Genomic DNA, 17,112 nt, shown 5'->3' on the forward strand with positions numbered 1-17,112 from the left:
ATGAGAGTCCTCGGCTTCGGCGACAACATCGTCGACCGGTTCGTCGACCGCGGCATCGACTACCCGGGCGGCAACAGCGTGAACGTCGCCGTCTACGCCGGCCGTCTGGGCGTCGAAGCCGCCTACCTCGGGGTGTTCGGCGACGACGACCTCGGCGCCTTCCTCCGCGCGTCGATCGCCGCGCGCGGCGTCTCCGTCGACCGCTGCGCCGTACGGCGGGGCGAGACGGGCGTGTCCACCCTGCGCGTCGACGACGGCGACAGGGTCTTCCTCGGCTGGAACGGCGGCGGCGTCACCGTCAGGGAGCCGCTCGTTCTCGACGGCGAGCTGCTCGACTACGCCTCCTCCTTCGACCTGGTCCATTCGAGCGTGTACTCCCGCAGCGAGAGCGAGCTGCCGAAGCTCCGCACGCTCGTGAGCTTCGACCTGTCGAGCGAGGAGGAGTACCGCCGCCCCTCCTACCTCGACCGGGTCTGCCCGCACGCCGACCTGGTGCTGCTCTCCTGCTCCCACCTCGACGAGGCCGCCACCCGCGCCCTGCTCGCCCACGCCGTACGGCGGGGCGCGGGACTGGCTCTCGCCACCCGTGGAGTGGAAGGCGCGATGGCCCACGACGGCCGGGTCACCGTCGCGGCCCCCGCGCGCCCCGTCGAGCAGGAGAAGGTCGTCGACACGATGGGCTGCGGCGACGCCTTCCTGTCCGGGTTCGCCGTCTCCCTGCTGCGCGGCGGGTGGAAGGCGGGCGTGCGGCCGTCCCAGGGCCAGATCGAGCGGGCCCTCCACGACGGCGCCGACAGCGCCTACGAGCAGTGCTTCGTCGAAGGCGCCTTCGGACACGGCAGGCCCGCCGACCGGCCCGCCGTGGCTAGCATGTGCCCAGGCTCCGAACGCGAGAAATGAGGGACGCCATCCATGCCAGCTGACCGGGGCCGAGCGGCGGGACCTCCGACGATCTCCGAGGTCGCCCGAGAGGCCGGTGTCGGCCGCGCCACCGCGGCCCGGACCCTCGGCGGGTACGGATACGTCAGCCCCGAGCTGAGGGAGCGCGTGCTCGCCGCTGCGGAGAAGCTCGGCTACCGCGCCAACGCGCTGGCGCGCAGCATGTCGACCGGCGTGAGCCACACCCTCGGCGTGATCGTCGCCGACATCGGCAACCCGTTCTTCGCCGGGGTGGTGCGCGGGATCTCCGACACCTCCAGGGCCAGGGGCTTCGACACGATCGTGCTGAGCACCTACGAGGACCTCGACGAGGAGGTCGCGGCCACGAACGTGCTCATCGACAAGCGGGTCGACGGCTTCATCGTCGCCTCCGCCGCGGTCGACAAGGGCGAGATCGCCCACATCAAGGCGGCGACGGAGCGCGGCATCCCCGTCGTGCTCGTCGACCGCGCCGTCGCCTCCCTCGACCTCGACGCCGTCGTCATCGACAACCGCGAAGCCGCCAGACAGGCGGTCGAGACGCTCATCGAGGCAGGACACCGGCGCATCGGGTTCGTGTGGGGGCCACCCGCGCCCGAGGCGCCGGCGACCAGGCGCGAACTGCTCGCGGAGGCGTCCCGCAACCTGTGGACGGACGGGGAACGGCTGCGCGGCTACCTCGACGCGCTCGACGACGCGCGCATCCCCTTCGACCCCGAGCTGGTGATGGTCGGACGGAAGACGGAGGAGAGGGTGACGCAGGACGTCGCCCGCATGCTCGCCCTTCCCGACCGGATCACCGCGGTGTTCTGCACCGAGACGGACGCGGTGACGGGAGCGCTGCGGGCGTTGCGGGCGGCCGGCCTGGCCTACCCGCGGGACGTGGCGCTGATCGGGTTCGACGACAGCTCGTGGGCGGCGGTGATGGAGCCGCCGCTGACGATGATCGAGCAGCCGGTGCACGAGCTGGGGGCGAAGGCGGCCGAGGTACTGCTCGACACGATCGCGGGCGCCGCACCGCGCGGCGAGATGCACACGCTGCGCTCCCGCCTCATCGTCCGGTCCTCGGTCGCACCGCCGCCGGCTTCCTAGGTCCAGGGGCCCGCGGGAAGGGGCACCCCGTACGCACGAGATGCCCCTTCTGGTCCTTCCGCGGAGGGTGTCAGCCGCAGTGCTCGAAGGGGCTCTCGTACCACTGGTCGCCGTACGAGCCGCCCCACATGATGCACTTGCCCGGCGCCTTGACCTTGACCGGGCCGGCGTAATAGCGGTAGTAGTTCGCGTCCACCACACCCGGCGAGCCGTACGCCTGCACCACCGCGCGCACCCAGACGCTGTTGCCCACGGCGGAACCCTGCTTCCAGGTGACCACGCAGTTGGTCGACCCGTTGTAGAGCAGATAGACGGTGGCGGACGTACCGAACGCCTTGCTGTCGATGACGTGGTAGCTCCCGCCGCCGCAGGCCTCGATCGGCGACGACGCCGCCATGGCAGGACTGCTCGCAACGACCGAGACCGCCAGCGCGGCCGCCGTGCCGAGCGCGACGATCGCACTTCGCCTGATACCGCCCATGGGGGGATGCCTCCTGAAATATCTTGACTGGGGGTGATCAAGAGTAGTTGATGCGCCCATACGGCGCCGCGCGAGAGCCTGTGACGGTGCGTATGACGTGGTCCAGCACCCGCGACGGCCCACAGCCACCGATCCCGTGCCGTTCGGGGCCGCTGGTGACCCGTCTGTGCGGTCAGGGCCCTCTATGGTCGGATCATGAAAAAGGCGCGCGCGGCTGTGCTGATGGTGGTCGTCGCGTTCCTCGCCGTGATCGGCATCGTCGCGAGCCCCGTGTTGACCTTTGTTACGGAGGGCAGGTGCGGTCAGGAGTACGACCGCATAGACGAGGCCCTGGTGCCGTTCGACATTCTGGACGCACGTCCGCCCGGTGCCGTCCCGCATGGGGAGCGCGGTTCCGGCTGTGACACCGACGACTATTTCGCATCCGTGGACCGGTCCTATCGACCGGCACGGCAGCAGACCTCGCAGGAAGACGTGGTGTCCTACTACCGCGCCATCGCCCTTCGACATGGCTGGCAGGTCGTCTCCGGCGAAGGCTCGCCTGACGGTGAGGAATGTGTGGTGAAGGGCGTCGAGGGCTCTCAAGTCCAGATGTCGGTCTGGTTCCCGCCGGACGCGGGAGGCGACTACTCCGTGAGCGTGTCCACCTGGCCTTGCGACCGTTGAGGCCTGGGGGCCGCAGAGCCATCCCCGGATGGTGCAGCATGCCACCGACATCGCCGGGGTGGGAAGCGATGAGGAATTCGAGTTCGGGCTGAAGATGCTTCTGGACGGCATCGCGGTCGCGGTCCGCGGTACGAGCGATCAGCTCGATCTCTCAGAAGCGCGACGCATCAGGGGAGAAAGGTGGACGCCGGCTCAGCGGAGCGTCCGGCTTGGGGAGTCGACAGAAGCAGGCAGAGGCGCGAACGAGGTCGCTTCCCCCTCGACGGCGCTTCCTGCCGGTGCGCCAACCGAGACCCAAAGCAAGAGGGGTTGTGCCGCTGATCACGGCACAACCCCTCTGAGCTGGCGGAGGATGGGGGATTTGAACCCCCGATAGGTTGCCCTATACACGCTTTCCAAGCGTGCGCCCTCGGCCACTAGGCGAATCCTCCGTCGAGAAGCTTACCGGACTCTTCATGGTGAAGAGACCACGATTTAGCGGGAGCGAGCACTGCCGTACGGGGCTAGACTGTCCAGGGACCCCTCGCGCGGCGTCATCCTGTGAACCTCCCCAGGGCCGGAAGGCAGCAAGGATAAGCGGGCTCTGGCGGGTGTGCGAGGGGTCTCTTCATTGAAAGCCCCCTCGCAGGCGGGATGGTCGCATGAGTCTTGCGCTTTACCGCAAGTACCGGCCCGGAACCTTCGCTGAGGTCAAGGGTCAGGAGCACGTCACCGATCCCTTGCGGCAGGCGCTTCGCACCGGCCGGATCAACCACGCGTACCTCTTCAGCGGCCCCCGAGGGTGTGGCAAGACCTCCAGCGCGCGCATCCTGGCCCGCTCACTCAACTGCGAGAAAGGCCCCACGCCCGACCCCTGTGGCGAGTGCGAGTCCTGCGTGGCGCTCGCCCCCACGGGCCCTGGTCACCTCGACGTCATCGAGATCGACGCGGCCTCCCACGGCGGCGTCGACGACGCGCGCGACCTGCGTGAGCGGGCGTTCTTCGCCCCGGTCTCCGCCCGCTTCAAGATCTACATCATCGACGAGGCGCACATGGTGACCCGCGAGGGTTTCAACGCGCTGCTCAAGCTCGTCGAGGAGCCCCCACCGCACCTGAAGTTCATCTTCGCGACGACCGAGCCGGAAAAGGTCATCGGCACGATCAAGTCGCGGACCCACCACTACCCGTTCAGGCTGATGCCGCCCGCGACGCTCAAGGCGCTGATGGAGGAGATCCTCACCGCCGAGAGCGTCCCTTTCGAGCCTGCGGCGCTGCCGATGGTCGTGCGCGCGGGCGCGGGCTCCGCGCGTGACTCGCTGTCCATCCTCGACCAGCTCCTCGCGGGCGCAGAGGACGACGGCATCACCTACGCCAAGGCCGTCTCGCTGCTCGGCTACACCGACGGCGACCTGCTCGACGAGGTGGTCGACGCCTTCGCCAGGCGCGACGGCGCGGCGGTCTTCCAGACGGTCAACAGGGTGATCGAGGGCGGCCACGACCCCAGGAGGTTCGCCGCCGACCTCCTCGAACGTTTCCGCGACCTCGTCATCCTCGCCAACGTCCCCGAGGCGGCCACCAGCGGCCTGCTCGACCGTCCCGCCGACGAGCTCGACCGGCTGGTCGCCCAGGCGGCCTCCATGGGGCCCGCCGAGCTGACGCGCGCCGCCGAGGTCTTCAACGCGGGCCTCACCGAGATGCGCGGCGCCACGTCGCCGCGGCTGCTGCTGGAGCTGATGTGCTCGCGGGTCCTGCTCCCGGGGGCCGCGCAGGGCGAGGCGGCCCTTCTCACCCGTCTCGAACGGCTCGAGCGCGGCGGGGTCGTCGCCCAGATGGCCGCCCGTTCGGTCCCCTCGTCGGGTACGGCAGGCGGCTCGGTGAGCATGCCGGCCGGTGGCGTCGCAGGCGACAGCTCCGGCACGCGGGCCGGGACGGCCGCGTCCGGCCCCTCTTTCGACGGAACGGCTCCGGGCGGCCACGGCGGTGGCGCTCGCGGTGCCGACGCGCACGGCGAGCCCGTGTCCGGTGCCCCCGCGTCCAGTGCTTCCCCGTCCGGCGTCCCCGCAGGCGGCGCCCCAGCGGGCGGCGTTTCGCCTGGTTCGGTCGCTGGTCCGGATGTCGACTGGCCCGAGCCCGTCCGGCCGGGTGCTCCCGCGCCGCAACCGGAGCCGGTCCACCACGCTCCGGCCCAGGCCCAGGCCCAGGCTCCTGCGGCGATGGGCGGTGCGGGCCCACTCCAGCAGCAGTGGCCCGCCGTCCTGGCCGCGCTGAAGCAGCGCAGCATCGTCGTCTGGGCGAACGTCAACACCAACGCCCAGGTCGTCGGCGTCGAGGGCAACGTGGTCACCCTCGGGTTCAGCCAGGTCGGCGCGATGAAGAACTTCACCGGCGGCGGCAAGGACGCGGTCGTGGCCGGTGCGCTCGGCGACGTGATGGGCGGAAACTGGCGGGTCGAGGCCGTCGTCGGCGGCTCTCCCCTTCCTCAGGCAGGACGCGGTCCCCAGCCGGCCCGCGCCCAGACCGGCCCTTCGGCCCAGGGCGCCCCGCCTCCTCAGAGCAGCGGCACCTCCTCGCCGGCCGGCCCCTCCCACCAGGGCGGGCAGTCCCAGCAGGGCCGCTCCGCCGGCGGGCCGTCCTCTTCCGACGGGCCCGCCGCTTCTGACGACCCTTCCCCTGGCGGACCCGGCACCTCGGGCGTTCCCGGTGGTCCTGCCTCCGCGGGTGGGCTCGGCGCAGGACAGGGCGGCCCGGGTTCTCCGGCCGGCGTGACATCGCAGGACGGCTCTGCCGCGCAGAGCGGGCAGGGTGACGCGTCGTGGGCTTCGGGACAGGCGAACGGCTCGCCGGCCGCGGCGGCCCAGTCGGCCGGATCCGCGCACACCGCGGCGACCGGAGCGGGGAACACCGGACCGGGCGGCGCGGCGCCGGCGGCCGGAGACGGTGCGGACGGTCAGGACCGGGAACGGCTGACGACCGACGAGTCGTGGCCCCAGGCGCCCGACGACCATGACTTCGGCACGCCGCCGATGCCGAGCCCCGCGCAGGCGACGAGCCGTACACCCAGTCCAGGGCTGGCCGCGGCGAGGTCGGCGGCCAAGGCGGCCGCGCAGGCCGGCCCTCGCACGCCCACCGCCCGGCAGGGTGGCGGCGGCAACGCGGGCGCGTGGCCCGACGCGATCCCAGGACGCAACCGCGGGCCCGAGTCCGATGAGGTCGACCCGCTCAACGACGCCAACGCGGACGTGGACGAGCTCAGCGGCATGGCTCTGCTCCAGCGCGAGCTCGGTGCCCAGATGATCGGCGAGATCGACCACACCTGACCGGCCACCCGGAAGGGCCGTTCTCGTCCGGCCGGAACCTCGGCGTCGCATCGAGCGCCCTGGACCGGTACCACGGGGTTCGACGGGCCCGCGTCGCGGCTGCGGGCCCCATGGATCTGGTGGGACGTGCGGTTCCGGGGCTTCCACTGGGGGCGGCGGCTCGCAGGGCCTCGCCGGCCGTTGGAGCGAAGAAGATCTGGTGGGAAACGGCGCCGGGGTGTGTGGCCCCGCTCTGTCGCGTGGTGGCGCGGGATGGCCTGCAATAGGGCGGCGCGGACGGCCGACGGAGGATTCGCGCGGTGAGGGGCCGTGCGGTGGAGCCCGTGTGGCGGTTCGCGCAGGGGTTTCCGTGGTGGGTTGAGCAGGGGTCCCGTGATGGTCAGGGGGAGAGGCGGGCGCGGGCGGCGGCGGCGCGGTGGTCGGTGAAGGGCAGGGTGGCGGCCACGCGTTCGAGGACCTGGAAGTCGTCGCGGCCGTTGACGGTCTGCGCGTACGCCCAGAGGTCGTCGGCGGAGCCGCAGGTGAGCAGGCTGGTGCGGACCTGCACCTCGAGCTCGTCCCGCGCGCACCTGATCTCGGGAGACTCCGAGCGGGGCAGCAGCGGCCCTGTGTAGGCGCGGGCGACGGCGGTGGCGTCGTTGCCCGCGAGGAGCCGTCTCAGTTCGAGGAAGTCGGCGGCGACGGGCGCCACCAGCCGGTACGGCTTGGCCGCAACGGCCCCGCCGAGCTGGGTGCGCAGGCGGTAGATCTCGGCGCGGATGGTCGCCGGGTTCCCGTCGTCGCCGTAGAGGTAATAGGACAGTTGCTCCGCGGTGAGGCCGCGAGGGTGCAGGGCGAGCAGGGTCAGGATCTCGGCGTGACGCAGCGAGAGGGCCAGGAGGCGGTCGCCGTACCGGACCGTGGGCTGGCCTTCGCCGAGGAACGTGAGCCGCAGCGGCAGCGCCTCCGACGGCTCGGCGGGACGCAGCAGGAACCCGTCGAAGAACGGTTCGAGGATCCCCGCGGGACAGATGGCGGAGCTGGGCTCGGGCAGCTGGATACGCGCACCGAGCAGGCCCGCGGGATCGCCGGACAGGACCCGCCCTGTGGAGGTGACCAGGACGCCCGACCGGTGGAGCAGGGACTCGAACCGCCGGCGCAGGCGTTCGTCGCGTTCGTGCATCCTGAGCGCGAGCTGGGCTTCGGCGAGCCTGGCCGTGGTGGCGACCAGCGCGACGGTGGCGGGGTGGAGGCTCCGGGTGGTGCCGCTGACGTCGACGCAGCCGAGGACGGTGTCGGTGTCCGGGTCGATGATCGGCGCCGAACTGCACGACCAGCAGTGGAGCACGCGCAGCAGGTGCTCCTCCGAGTAGACGTGGACGGGTTTGCGGGTGGCGAGCGCCGTGCCGATGCCGTTCGTGCCGACCGAGTTCTCCGACCAGTGGTGTCCGTCGGCGAGGCCCACGAGGTCGGCGCGGCGCATGGTGCCGTGGTCGCCGTCGCGCCACAGGACGCTGCCTTCGGCGTCCGTCACGATCATGATGTGCTCGGACTCGTCCGCCATCTGCTTCAGGGTGTGGGCGAGCATGGGAAGCAGAGGCTGCAGGGGGTGCGCCCGGCGGACGTCCTTGATGAGAGCGCTGTCATAGACCAGCGGTGCCGTCTGACGCTCCGGATCGACGCCAGCCTCCATCGACCGCTGCCAGGAGGCGTTGATCAGCTGGCGCGGCGTTCCGACCCCTGTCTCCAGGATCCGGCGAAGCCGCCGACCGTAACTCATTGGCCACTCCAGGTAGTCATGCTGTACGGCGAAGCATCCGTGTTATCACCTCTCTCCGCAAGCCGTTCGGGGGATTGCTCAGGGTGATTGATCGCTCGCAACGTGTGTGCAACGTTGCTCTCACTAGCGTTCCCCCATCACGCCGGCGTGGTGCGGCCGCTCCTGTCGGTGTGATGGCCGGGTCCCGGACGCTGGAGGGGGGCTGGGACCCGGCCATGACGCCTCGTCCGTCCACAAAGTCGAAACGCATGTGCCTGCCAGTACATGTCGGCGCTCAGACACCGTAGGCTCGTGACAGTTACGGACGCGGAGCCGACGAGGAGCGCACGAAGGTGAACCCAGGGGATGTCAACCTGCAGCAGCTGCTGGAGCAGGCTCAGCTCATGCAGCAGCAGCTCGTGAGCGCCCAGCAGGAGCTCAACGACGCGCAGATCGAGGGCTCGGCCGGGGGCGGCCTTGTCACGGCCGTCGTCAACGGATCCGGCGAGCTGCTCGAGCTGAAGATCAATCCGAGTGTCGTCGACGCCGACGACCCGCAGGACACCGCCGACACGATCGCCGACCTGGTCATCGCGGCCGTTCGCGACGCCGTGCGCGCGGCGGCCGACCTGCAGCAGGAGAAGCTCGGCCCGCTGGCCCAGGGGCTCGGCGGCGGCGGTCTCGGCCAGCTTCCAGGGTTCTAGGCCATGTACGAAGGGGTCGTACAGAACCTGATCGACGAGCTGGGCATGCTGCCGGGCGTCGGTCCCAAGAGCGCGCAGCGGATCGCCTTCCACCTGCTCGCGGCCGATCCCGTCGACGTCAAGCGGCTGGCCCACGCTCTGCTCGAGGTCAAGGAGAAGGTCCGGTTCTGCCGCGTCTGCGGCAACGTCGCCTCGGAGGAGGAGTGCCGGATCTGCCGCGACGCGCGGCGCGACCCCCACGTGATCTGCGTGGTGGAGGAGTCGAAGGACGTCGTCGCGATCGAGAAGACGCGCGAGTTCCGCGGCACCTACCACGTGCTCGGCGGGGCGATCAGCCCGATCGACGGCGTCGGCCCCGACGACCTGCGTATTCGTGAGCTGATGACCCGGCTGGCCGACGGCCGGGTGACCGAGCTCATCCTCGCCACCGACCCCAATCTCGAGGGGGAGGCGACGGCGACCTATCTCGCCCGCCTGGTGAAGCCGATGGGCGTGAAAGTGACACGACTGGCCAGCGGCCTGCCTGTTGGTGGTGATCTCGAATACGCCGACGAGGTCACCCTTGGCCGCGCGTTCGAAGGACGGAGGCTGCTGGATGTCTGATCAGTGGAGCGTTCTCGCCGACGAGATCGCAGGGCACGCGCAGAACTATCTTGACGGCCTGAGCAGGGTGGCGGGCGGTGAGGGCGGCGACGCCATCTGGTCGTTGCTGCTTGTCGAGGTCGCGCAGGTGAGCCTGGCCGGCGCCCAGCTCGGTGCCAGCCAGGACGTCATCCTCTCCGGCAACTGGGAGCCGCCGCTGAGCGAGGATCCCGACGTCGACGGGGTCCGTACGGCACTGGCCGAACGCCTGGAGGCGGTGGACGACTACGCCGAGGTCTTCGACCCTTACAAGGACACCGCGGTCACGCCGTACCGGCTGTCCGACGACCTGACGGCCGTGGCCGCCGACCTCATCCACGGTCTGCGTCACTATCACGCGGGACGGCCGCACGAGGCGTTGTGGTGGTGGCAGTACTCCTACTTCAACACGTGGGGCAATCACGCGGGCGCCGCCATGCGCGCACTTCAGGCGCTCGCCGCGCACACCCGCCTGGATGTGGCGGAAGAGGCGCTCTCCACCTGAATGTCCACATAGTGGGCTGAACCTCCGGGTCCATGAGAGGCCGCCAGTAGACTGGCAGCTCACAGTCCAGACTGGGAGACTCTCGTGGCGCTCGTTGTGCAAAAGTACGGTGGTTCATCCGTCGCCGACGCGTCCTGCATCAAGCGGGTCGCGCAGCGGATCGTCGCGACGAAAAAAGCCGGCAACGAGGTCGTCGTCATCGTCTCCGCGATGGGTGACACGACGGACGAACTGCTCGATCTGGCAGAGCAGGTGTCGCCGCTGCCTCCGGGCCGCGAACTCGACATGCTGCTGACCGCGGGAGAGCGCATCTCGATGGCCCTGCTGGCGATGGCGATCGCCAACCTGGGCCACGAAGCGCGCTCGTTCACCGGCTCCCAGGCGGGCGTGATCACCGACTCCACGCACGGCAAGGCGCGCATCATCGACGTGACGCCGAGCCGTATCCGTGAGGCGCTCGACGAAGGCCAGATCGCGATCGTGGCCGGATTCCAGGGCGTCTCGCAGGACACCAAGGACATCACGACGCTCGGCCGCGGTGGTTCCGACACCACCGCGGTGGCGCTGGCGGCGGCCCTGTCGGCCGACGTCTGCGAGATCTACACCGACGTCGACGGCATCTACACCGCCGACCCGCGCATCGTGCCGCAGGCGCAGCAGATCCCCAGGATCTCCTACGAGGAGATGATGGAGATGGCGGCCTGCGGGGCGAAAATCCTGCACCTGCGCTGTGTCGAGTACGCTCGCAGGTTCAACCTGCCGATCCACGTGCGCAGCTCTTTCAGCACCAAGGAAGGCACGTGGGTCGTGGCCGACCCTTACACCGAAGGAACCGAGATGGAGCAGCCGATCATCTCCGGCGTCGCGCACGACCGGAGCGAGGCCAAGATCACCGTTGTCGGTGTCCCCGACAAGGTCGGAGAGGCTGCCGCCATCTTCAAAACGCTGTCCGAAGCCGAGATCAACATCGACATGATCGTGCAGAACGTCTCGGCTGCCGCGACCGGCCGTACCGACATCTCCTTCACGCTTCCCGCGACGGACAGCCAGACGGCGCTGGCCTCGCTCAAGCGCATCCAGGACCAGGTCGGTTTCGAATCGCTGCAGTACGACGACCAGATCGGCAAGGTGTCGCTGGTCGGCGCGGGCATGCGCTCGCACCCGGGTGTCACCGCGACCTTCTTCGCCGCCATCGCGGACGCGGGGGTCAACATCGAGATGATCTCCACCTCGGAGATCCGCATCTCGGTGATCGTGGGTCAGGACGGCGTCGACGCGGCGGTCGCCGCGGCGCACCGCGCCTTCGACCTCGACTCGGACCAGGTTGAAGCAGTGGTGTACGGAGGTAGCGGACGATGAGCAGGCCCACCCTTGCCCTGATCGGGGCGACAGGTGCCGTGGGCACCGTGATGCGAGAGCTGGTGTCGACCAGGGAGGACATCTGGGGCGAGATCCGCCTCGTCGCCTCCGCCCGCAGCGCGGGCAAGGTCCTCCAGGTCCGCGGCGAGGACGTCGTCGTCCAGGCGCTCGCGCCCGAGGTGTTCGACGGCGTCGACATCGCCATCTTCGACGTCCCCGACGAGGTGTCGGCCGAGTGGGTGCCGATCGCCGCCGAGCGGGGCGCGATCGCCATCGACAAGTCCGGCACGTTCCGGATGGAGCCCGACGTCCCGCTGGTCGTCCCCGAGGTGAACCCGCTCGACGCCCGCGACAGGCCGCGCAACATCATCTCGACGCCCAACTGCACCACGCTGTCGATGATGGCCGCCATCGGCGCCCTGCACGCCGAGTACACGCTCAAGGAGCTCGTCGTCGCCTCCTACCAGGCGGTGTCAGGCGCAGGCGTGGCCGGTCCCGCGCGCCTGTACGACGAGATCGAGGCGCTGGCGGGCGACCGCTCCGTCGGCCAGGCGGCCGGTGACGTGCGCAAGGCGCTGGCCAACAAGCTCGACGCCGACTCGCCGTTCCCCGCGCCGATCGCGTTCAACGTGGTGCCGTGGGCGGGTTCCTACAAGGACGGCGGCTGGGCCTCCGAAGAGCTGAAGCTGCGCAACGAGTCGCGCAAGATCCTCGGCATCCCCGACCTGAAGGTGTCGGCGACCTGCGTGCGGGTGCCCGTCATCACCACGCACTCGCTGGCCGTCCACGCCAGGTTCGAGCGCGAGATCACCGTGGCCGACGCGCACCGCATCCTGGAGGCGGCGCCGACCGTGGTCCTCATGGACGACCCGGCCAACGGCGTGTGGCCCACGCCGGTGGACGTGGTGGGTACCGACCCGACCTACATCGGGCGGATCCGCCAGGCGGTCGACTTCCCGAACACGCTCGACATGTTCGTGTGCGGCGACAACCTGCGCAAGGGCGCGGCCCTGAACGCGGCGGAGATCGCCGAACTGGTGGCCACGGAGCTCTGACCCCGTCCGGCGCACGATCGGCTCTCTGAAGGACCCCCGGCCGCCCGGCCGGGGGTCCTTCACTTTCCTCCACGTCCTTCCGGTTCGTATATGTCCTGCGGTTCCTGGGCGTCCTGCCGGGCTCACGGGCGCGTCCCCTCCCGCAGCCCGCCGCGCCCGTGCCTCTCCGGCCCGCGGCTTTCTCTCCTATACGGCGGCCCGGGGCTTTCTCTCCTGTACGGCAAGCCGTGCCACGCGCCTACGTGGTCACCGGCCGGTGCCCGTCCAGGGGACGCTTCCCGTGCGCCGCCCCACCCGCCGCGACGGACCCCGTTGAGGGACCCCGTCGTGGGTCGCTGCCGAGGGGCCTCGCCGAGGATCTCTGCCCAGGGCCCTCTGCCCAGGGACCCCTGTTGCGGGATTCCTGGTGACGGGCGCCGTCGCGGCGGGAACCGGAGTCCTGCTGGGCGGCGCGCCTTCGACGGACGGGACCACGCGCCTGCGGAGGCGCGAGACCGGCTTGCCGTAATGGAGGTCTGCCGGACAGAGGCTCGCCCGACGAGACGGCCCGCAGGGAGGTCCGGACGTGTGGACCCTCGGCTGAGAGGACCGGCGGAGAGGCTCCTCGAATGAGAGGGCCTGCCGGATGAGAGGGCCGCGCGGAGAGCGCCGCTGGTCAGAGCGGCACGTCAGCGGAACAGGATGTCCCAGTGATCGGACTCACTGGCGAAGACGGTGCCCGTGTCCGAGCGGTACAGCGCCGACCCGTCGGAGCGCACGCCCGCCCGGTCATAGGTGCTGGTGATGTAGTCGTCGATGCACCGGTTGTGGCGGATGTCCAGCTTGTAGCCCGCCCCGTGGCTGTAGCGGCCGGGCGCGTGCCCCGCCTCCGTGCCCCCAGTGACCGTGATCTTGCAGCCGCTGTTCAGCTTCAGGTCGATCGCCCCCGTGACCGTGGAGGATCTGACCGCCTGCAGCGATGTGCACACGCGGTTGCCCTTGTCGATGCAGCCGCCGCTGGACTTCCAGCGCAGGCCCGCCGAGGACAGTCTGTCCATGGCGAACGTGTGCGAGACGCGCGCCGCCCCACGTGGCATGGCGCGCGACAGGTCGACCTTCGGTTGCTCGGCCGCCCCTGTGTACCAGCGGGCGACCCGGATGACGCCTTGTAGCTCATATGTTCTGACGATCGGCGGTCGCGCCTCGACGACGTCCTCCTCAACGGTCGAGGCAGGCCGCACTGGAGCCGCCGAAGCCGCAGCCGACAGCGCGATGATGCAGGTCTGTATGGCGATGAGCGCGGCGATTGAGAGCCGCACCAACCAACGTATCCACATGTGATGGCCTTTTTCGCGGAGTTGCCCTTCCGCCCGAATCATCAATGCCACACTTCAGCCCGGATGATCCCTCCTCCGAAGCGATCTTTACCGTGTGGCGGTGATCACCGTGCGGCTCCATGACCTCACGCCGCTGACTAACGTAAAGTGACGAGCGTGTCCGAACCCCGAACCCGAGGATCGGAGAGCACCCGAGAGCTCATCGTCGAGACGGCCCTGCGCCTGTTCAGGGAACGCGGCTTCGATGCCACCACGATGCGGGCCATCGCGACGGAGGCGGGGGTCTCCGTAGGTAACGCCTACTACTACTTCGCCTCCAAGGACGAGCTGGTGCAGGCGTACTACGACCGTGCCCAGATCGCGCACGAGGAGGCCTGCCGCGAGCTGCTGGCCACCGAGCGCTCGTTCGCGGCCAGGCTGACGGGCGTGCTCAGGGAGTGGGTACGGGTGTCGGAGCCGTACCACGAGTTCGCGGTGAAGTTCTTCAAGCACGCCGCCGAGCCCACCAACCCGCTCAGCCCGTTCAGCGCCCAGTCGACGCCCGCCCGCGAGGCGTCCATCGCCATCTACCGGCAGGTGGTCGAAGGCTCGCGTGACCGCATGGACGCCGAACTGCGCGAGGAACTGCCCGAGCTGCTGTGGCTGATGTCCATGGGGATCGTCCTGTACTGGGTGCACGACACCTCTCCCGGGTGCGAGCGCACCTACCGGCTCATCGAGGTGAGCGTGCCGCTCGTCGACCGGCTCGTCGGCCTGTCCCACCTGCCCGGCCTGCGCGGCATCACCAAGGACTTCATCGCGGCGGTCCACGAGCTCAGGGCCTGATCGGACGGACTACTCCACGTAGCCGCTGGGGCTGTGGCGAGCGCGGAGTGGATGGCGCTGGTGGCGGCCTCGTGCCGGTCGTGCCGCGGTGCCCAGGACACGTCGTTGGAGCAGCGGGCCGTGCCTCGCACCTGCCGACCGGTACCCCGGCCGAGATGCCCGTCAGGTGTCGCCACGTCGGTGAAGCGGCCCCGCCCGTGGCACGGGGTGGCGGAGCCGGTCCTGAGGCGTCTTGAGGAGCCGCAGATGGCGTAGCCGGCCCCCTGAGGCCGTCTGAGGAGCCGCGGGTCGATGGCAGCCGGTCTTGGGGCCGTCCACGAGGCCGCACGGCGGCTGGGGCCGGTCTGGGTCGTTCACGAGGCCGCGCGGCGGCTGGGGCCGTTTTGGGGTCGTCTGAGAAGCGACGTATCGGCTGTGGCTGGTCCTGTCTGGGGGCGTCTGAGGAGCCACTGGCCGGCTTGGGTCGTTCACGAGGCCATGCGGCGGCTGGGTCCGGTTCTGGAGGGCGTCTGAGGAGCCATGGGTTGGCGGCCGGTCCGTTCGCGGGTCGTCCAAGCGGAAGGGGACCACAGGATGGCGGCGGTCGTCTCTGTCACGCGCCATGCCTGGTGCGGACGTCGGCTGCGCGCCGACGGCATGACGGAGGGGTGCTGAGGCCACCCGGAGCCCAGGGGCCGACTGACCCCCGGGCAGGGTTCAACGAAGCGCCCCGCATGCCGACTCGATCCGTGTCGCGCCTGTCCATGGAGCGCGTCACATGCCGATCTGACGCGCGTCGCCTCTGCCTGCTGAGCGCGCGCCATATGCCAGCCTGACGCGCGTCGCCCTTGCCTGCTGAGCGCGCGATATGCCAGCGTGACGCGCGTCGCGCCCCTGAGCGCTGAGCGTGTCGCATGCCGTCGCCTCTGCGTGCTGAAGCGTGTCGCATGCCGTCGCCTCTGCGTGCTGAGCGCGTCACATGTCGAGCTGATTGGCGTCGCGCCGGTCCACCGAGCGGGTCAGAGGCTGGGCTGACCCGCGTGGTGTCTGCCTGCGGAGCGGGTCAGAGAATGACCTGATCCGCGTCGAGCGTGCCTGTGGAACGCCTCGGAGGCCGACCTCACGTGCGTGGTGTCAGCCTGCGAAGCGCTTCCCAGGGTGAGCGTGACCTGCGTGGCGTCTGCTTGCGGAGAGGTCACAGGTTGGTCTGACGTGCGTCGCGCCTGCGTGCGCGGCCGCGGGCGCCCACGCTGCGGCGGCCGCTCAGGAACGAGACCACGCCCACCACCGCCGCTCCGACGAGGACCACCACGACCATCGGGGTCTGGTCGAGGCCCTCACTCCGGGCCGCGAACCAACCGGTGACCGAGGAATGCTCTCTCCTGCCCTCCGCCGGCTCGTCCGGTGTCGAGGCATCGGCTTGCACCACGGTCCGGACGGCTGGGGCCGGTTCTGGGGACTGCTGTGGCCTGGCTTGTGGAACCGGCGCTTGGCTGTCGACGTCCTGCACGGGCGGCTGGACGATGGCTGACCGCGCCTCCGGGGCCGGCTGCTGTGGCCACGCTGCTTGCTGAGGTAGCGCCTGCTGTGGCCATGCTGCTTGTTGAGGTGCCGCCTGCTGTGGCCATGCTGCTTGTTGAGGTGCCGCCTGCTGTGGCCATGCTGCTTGTTGAGGTGCCGCCTGCTGAGGTGCCGCTTGCTGGAGCCATACCGGGTCGGCCGCCCGCGTCGGGGCGGGTGGGGACATCGGCGCGGCGGCGGGTGCGGTCGCACCGGTCGGCGCCAGGGCCGAGGCTTGGGCGGGTATGACCGTTCCCGCGGCCGCGGCCGTGCCTATGGATGGGGCTGTCCCCATGGAAAGAGTCGTCCCCGTGGAAGGTGCTGTCCCCATGGAAAGAGTCGTCCCCGTGGAAGGTGCTGTCCCTGTGGATGGGGCCGTGCCTGTGGATGGGACTGTCCCCGTGGAGGCGACCGCGCCTGCGGAGGGGGCCGTGCCTGTGGATGCCGCGCCCGTGCCGGTGGTTGTCGTGCTCGTGCCGGTGGCTGCCACACCCGTGCCGGTGGCTGTCGTGTCGGTGGACGTCGTGCCCATGGGTGCCGTGCCCGTCGATGTTGTCGTGGCCGGCGTGTTCGGGCCGCCGGTGACGAATGCGGTGACGAGGGCTGTGACGGGTCCGGTGGCGCGGGGCTGGTCAGGTGCCGGGGCCTCCGCTCCCGCGGGCATGGAGGCCGGTGTGCTCGGATGGACGGCGAGGGGCATCACGACCATTGGGCGAGGCGGAGCGAACGGTGGGAAGAGCGTCAGCGGGTTGGTGCCGACAGGACGCGGCGGGATCGCCGGCTGGAGCGCGACGGTGGGCCGGTTCGGGGCCGTCGGCTGGAGCATCCCGGAGGGTGTGGGAACAGCCGGTGGGAGCGCCGCGGCAGGAGCCGGAGCAGGAGCGGGCGCCTGGGCCGCCGGTTGGACCGCCGGGGCGGGTGCCGGGGCCGCTGGTTGGGCGGCCGGGGCGGGTGCCGGGGGCGCTGGCTGGACGGCCGGGGCGGGAGCGGGTTGGAC

The 17,112-nt window shown here is 70.4% G+C and carries 14 protein-coding genes, 1 tRNA gene and 1 other RNA gene; 11 read left to right on the top strand and 5 right to left on the bottom strand.

What is annotated here, in order from left to right:
* Both ACFSKW_RS15340 and ACFSKW_RS15345 read left to right on the top strand, forming a co-directional pair.
* The gene (locus ACFSKW_RS15340) at window positions 1–900 is read left to right on the top strand and encodes a PfkB family carbohydrate kinase (RefSeq protein WP_379572892.1); all 900 of its coding nucleotides are present in this window, start codon (window positions 1–3) and stop codon (window positions 898–900) included.
* Between the two features lie 12 nt (window positions 901–912).
* Complete coding sequence (locus ACFSKW_RS15345; protein WP_379572893.1) at window positions 913–2,010, top strand: LacI family DNA-binding transcriptional regulator; 1,098 nt, start codon at window positions 913–915, stop codon at window positions 2,008–2,010.
* Window positions 2,011–2,080: 70 nt separating this feature from the next.
* On the opposite strand, the gene ACFSKW_RS15350 is transcribed toward ACFSKW_RS15345, so the two are convergent.
* Window positions 2,081–2,491 carry a hypothetical protein gene (locus tag ACFSKW_RS15350; RefSeq protein WP_379572894.1) on the bottom strand — a complete coding sequence of 137 codons (411 nt, stop codon included), beginning with the start codon at window positions 2,489–2,491 and terminating at the stop codon, window positions 2,081–2,083.
* 195 nt (window positions 2,492–2,686) lie between these two features.
* Between ACFSKW_RS15350 and ACFSKW_RS15355 the strand changes: the two genes are divergently transcribed.
* A complete protein-coding gene (locus ACFSKW_RS15355; protein ID WP_379572895.1) occupies window positions 2,687–3,157 on the top strand; it encodes a hypothetical protein in 471 nt (156 codons plus the stop codon).
* A gap of 343 nt (window positions 3,158–3,500) precedes the next feature.
* Here the strand turns inward: ACFSKW_RS15355 and ACFSKW_RS15360 are convergent.
* Window positions 3,501–3,588 (bottom strand) — tRNA-Ser (locus tag ACFSKW_RS15360).
* Window positions 3,589–3,671: 83 nt separating this feature from the next.
* Here ACFSKW_RS15360 and ffs point away from each other — a divergent pair.
* Window positions 3,672–3,767, top strand: an RNA gene (ffs, locus tag ACFSKW_RS15365) — signal recognition particle sRNA small type.
* Between the two features lie 31 nt (window positions 3,768–3,798).
* Window positions 3,799–6,453, top strand: coding sequence for a DNA polymerase III subunit gamma and tau (locus tag ACFSKW_RS15370; RefSeq protein ID WP_379572896.1), 2,655 nt, complete (start codon window positions 3,799–3,801; stop codon window positions 6,451–6,453).
* A 379-nt stretch (window positions 6,454–6,832) separates the two neighbouring features.
* On the opposite strand, the gene ACFSKW_RS15375 is transcribed toward ACFSKW_RS15370, so the two are convergent.
* On the bottom strand, window positions 6,833–8,212 hold the full coding sequence (locus ACFSKW_RS15375; RefSeq protein ID WP_379572897.1) for a helix-turn-helix domain-containing protein: 1,380 nt from the start codon (window positions 8,210–8,212) through the stop codon (window positions 6,833–6,835).
* Between the two features lie 332 nt (window positions 8,213–8,544).
* Here ACFSKW_RS15375 and ACFSKW_RS15380 point away from each other — a divergent pair, with 332 nt between their 5' ends.
* From ACFSKW_RS15380 to ACFSKW_RS15400, 5 genes are all read left to right on the top strand, one after another.
* Window positions 8,545–8,895: a YbaB/EbfC family nucleoid-associated protein gene (locus ACFSKW_RS15380; RefSeq protein WP_379572898.1), complete on the top strand. Its 351-nt coding sequence runs from the start codon at window positions 8,545–8,547 to the stop codon at window positions 8,893–8,895.
* A gap of 3 nt (window positions 8,896–8,898) precedes the next feature.
* Window positions 8,899–9,498: a recombination mediator RecR gene (gene recR / locus ACFSKW_RS15385; RefSeq protein WP_379572899.1), complete on the top strand. Its 600-nt coding sequence runs from the start codon at window positions 8,899–8,901 to the stop codon at window positions 9,496–9,498.
* Window positions 9,491–10,021: a DUF5063 domain-containing protein gene (locus ACFSKW_RS15390; protein WP_358132987.1), complete on the top strand. Its 531-nt coding sequence runs from the start codon at window positions 9,491–9,493 to the stop codon at window positions 10,019–10,021. The genes recR and ACFSKW_RS15390 overlap by 8 nt, the downstream gene beginning before the upstream one ends.
* A gap of 84 nt (window positions 10,022–10,105) precedes the next feature.
* On the top strand, window positions 10,106–11,380 hold the full coding sequence (locus tag ACFSKW_RS15395) for an aspartate kinase (protein WP_379572900.1): 1,275 nt from the start codon (window positions 10,106–10,108) through the stop codon (window positions 11,378–11,380).
* Window positions 11,377–12,435, top strand: coding sequence for an aspartate-semialdehyde dehydrogenase (locus ACFSKW_RS15400; protein WP_379572901.1), 1,059 nt, complete (start codon window positions 11,377–11,379; stop codon window positions 12,433–12,435). The genes ACFSKW_RS15395 and ACFSKW_RS15400 overlap by 4 nt, the downstream gene beginning before the upstream one ends.
* Before the next feature lie 668 nt (window positions 12,436–13,103).
* Here the strand turns inward: ACFSKW_RS15400 and ACFSKW_RS15405 are convergent.
* Entirely contained in the window at window positions 13,104–13,793 is a 690-nt protein-coding gene (locus tag ACFSKW_RS15405; protein ID WP_379572902.1) for a hypothetical protein, read from the bottom strand.
* Between the two features lie 114 nt (window positions 13,794–13,907).
* On the opposite strand from ACFSKW_RS15405, the gene ACFSKW_RS15410 reads away from it, so the two are divergent.
* Entirely contained in the window at window positions 13,908–14,576 is a 669-nt protein-coding gene (locus tag ACFSKW_RS15410) for a TetR/AcrR family transcriptional regulator (RefSeq protein ID WP_358132998.1), read from the top strand.
* 1,174 nt (window positions 14,577–15,750) lie between these two features.
* Here ACFSKW_RS15410 and ACFSKW_RS15415 read toward each other — a convergent pair.
* A complete protein-coding gene (locus ACFSKW_RS15415; protein ID WP_379572903.1) occupies window positions 15,751–15,984 on the bottom strand; it encodes a hypothetical protein in 234 nt (77 codons plus the stop codon).
* Window positions 15,985–17,112 lie beyond the last annotated feature (1,128 nt).

The organism is Nonomuraea mangrovi (genome assembly GCF_042681425.1).
In the GTDB taxonomy this organism is placed as follows: Bacteria; Actinomycetota; Actinomycetes; order Streptosporangiales; family Streptosporangiaceae; genus Nonomuraea; species Nonomuraea mangrovi.

Excerpts from the sequence above, each read along its gene's own strand:
- ACFSKW_RS15340 (WP_379572892.1), top strand. The coding sequence starts at position 1 with ATGAGAGTCCTCGGCTTCGGCGACAACATCGTCGACCGGTTCGTCGAC.
- ACFSKW_RS15350 (WP_379572894.1), bottom strand. The coding sequence starts at position 2,491 with ATGGGCGGTATCAGGCGAAGTGCGATCGTCGCGCTCGGCACGGCGGCC.
- ACFSKW_RS15390 (WP_358132987.1), top strand. The coding sequence starts at position 9,491 with ATGTCTGATCAGTGGAGCGTTCTCGCCGACGAGATCGCAGGGCACGCG.
- ACFSKW_RS15355 (WP_379572895.1), top strand. The coding sequence starts at position 2,687 with ATGAAAAAGGCGCGCGCGGCTGTGCTGATGGTGGTCGTCGCGTTCCTC.
- recR (WP_379572899.1), top strand. The coding sequence starts at position 8,899 with ATGTACGAAGGGGTCGTACAGAACCTGATCGACGAGCTGGGCATGCTG.
- ACFSKW_RS15405 (WP_379572902.1), bottom strand. The coding sequence starts at position 13,793 with ATGATTCGGGCGGAAGGGCAACTCCGCGAAAAAGGCCATCACATGTGG.
- ACFSKW_RS15370 (WP_379572896.1), top strand. The coding sequence starts at position 3,799 with ATGAGTCTTGCGCTTTACCGCAAGTACCGGCCCGGAACCTTCGCTGAG.
- ACFSKW_RS15400 (WP_379572901.1), top strand. The coding sequence starts at position 11,377 with ATGAGCAGGCCCACCCTTGCCCTGATCGGGGCGACAGGTGCCGTGGGC.
- ACFSKW_RS15345 (WP_379572893.1), top strand. The coding sequence starts at position 913 with ATGCCAGCTGACCGGGGCCGAGCGGCGGGACCTCCGACGATCTCCGAG.
- ACFSKW_RS15375 (WP_379572897.1), bottom strand. The coding sequence starts at position 8,212 with ATGAGTTACGGTCGGCGGCTTCGCCGGATCCTGGAGACAGGGGTCGGA.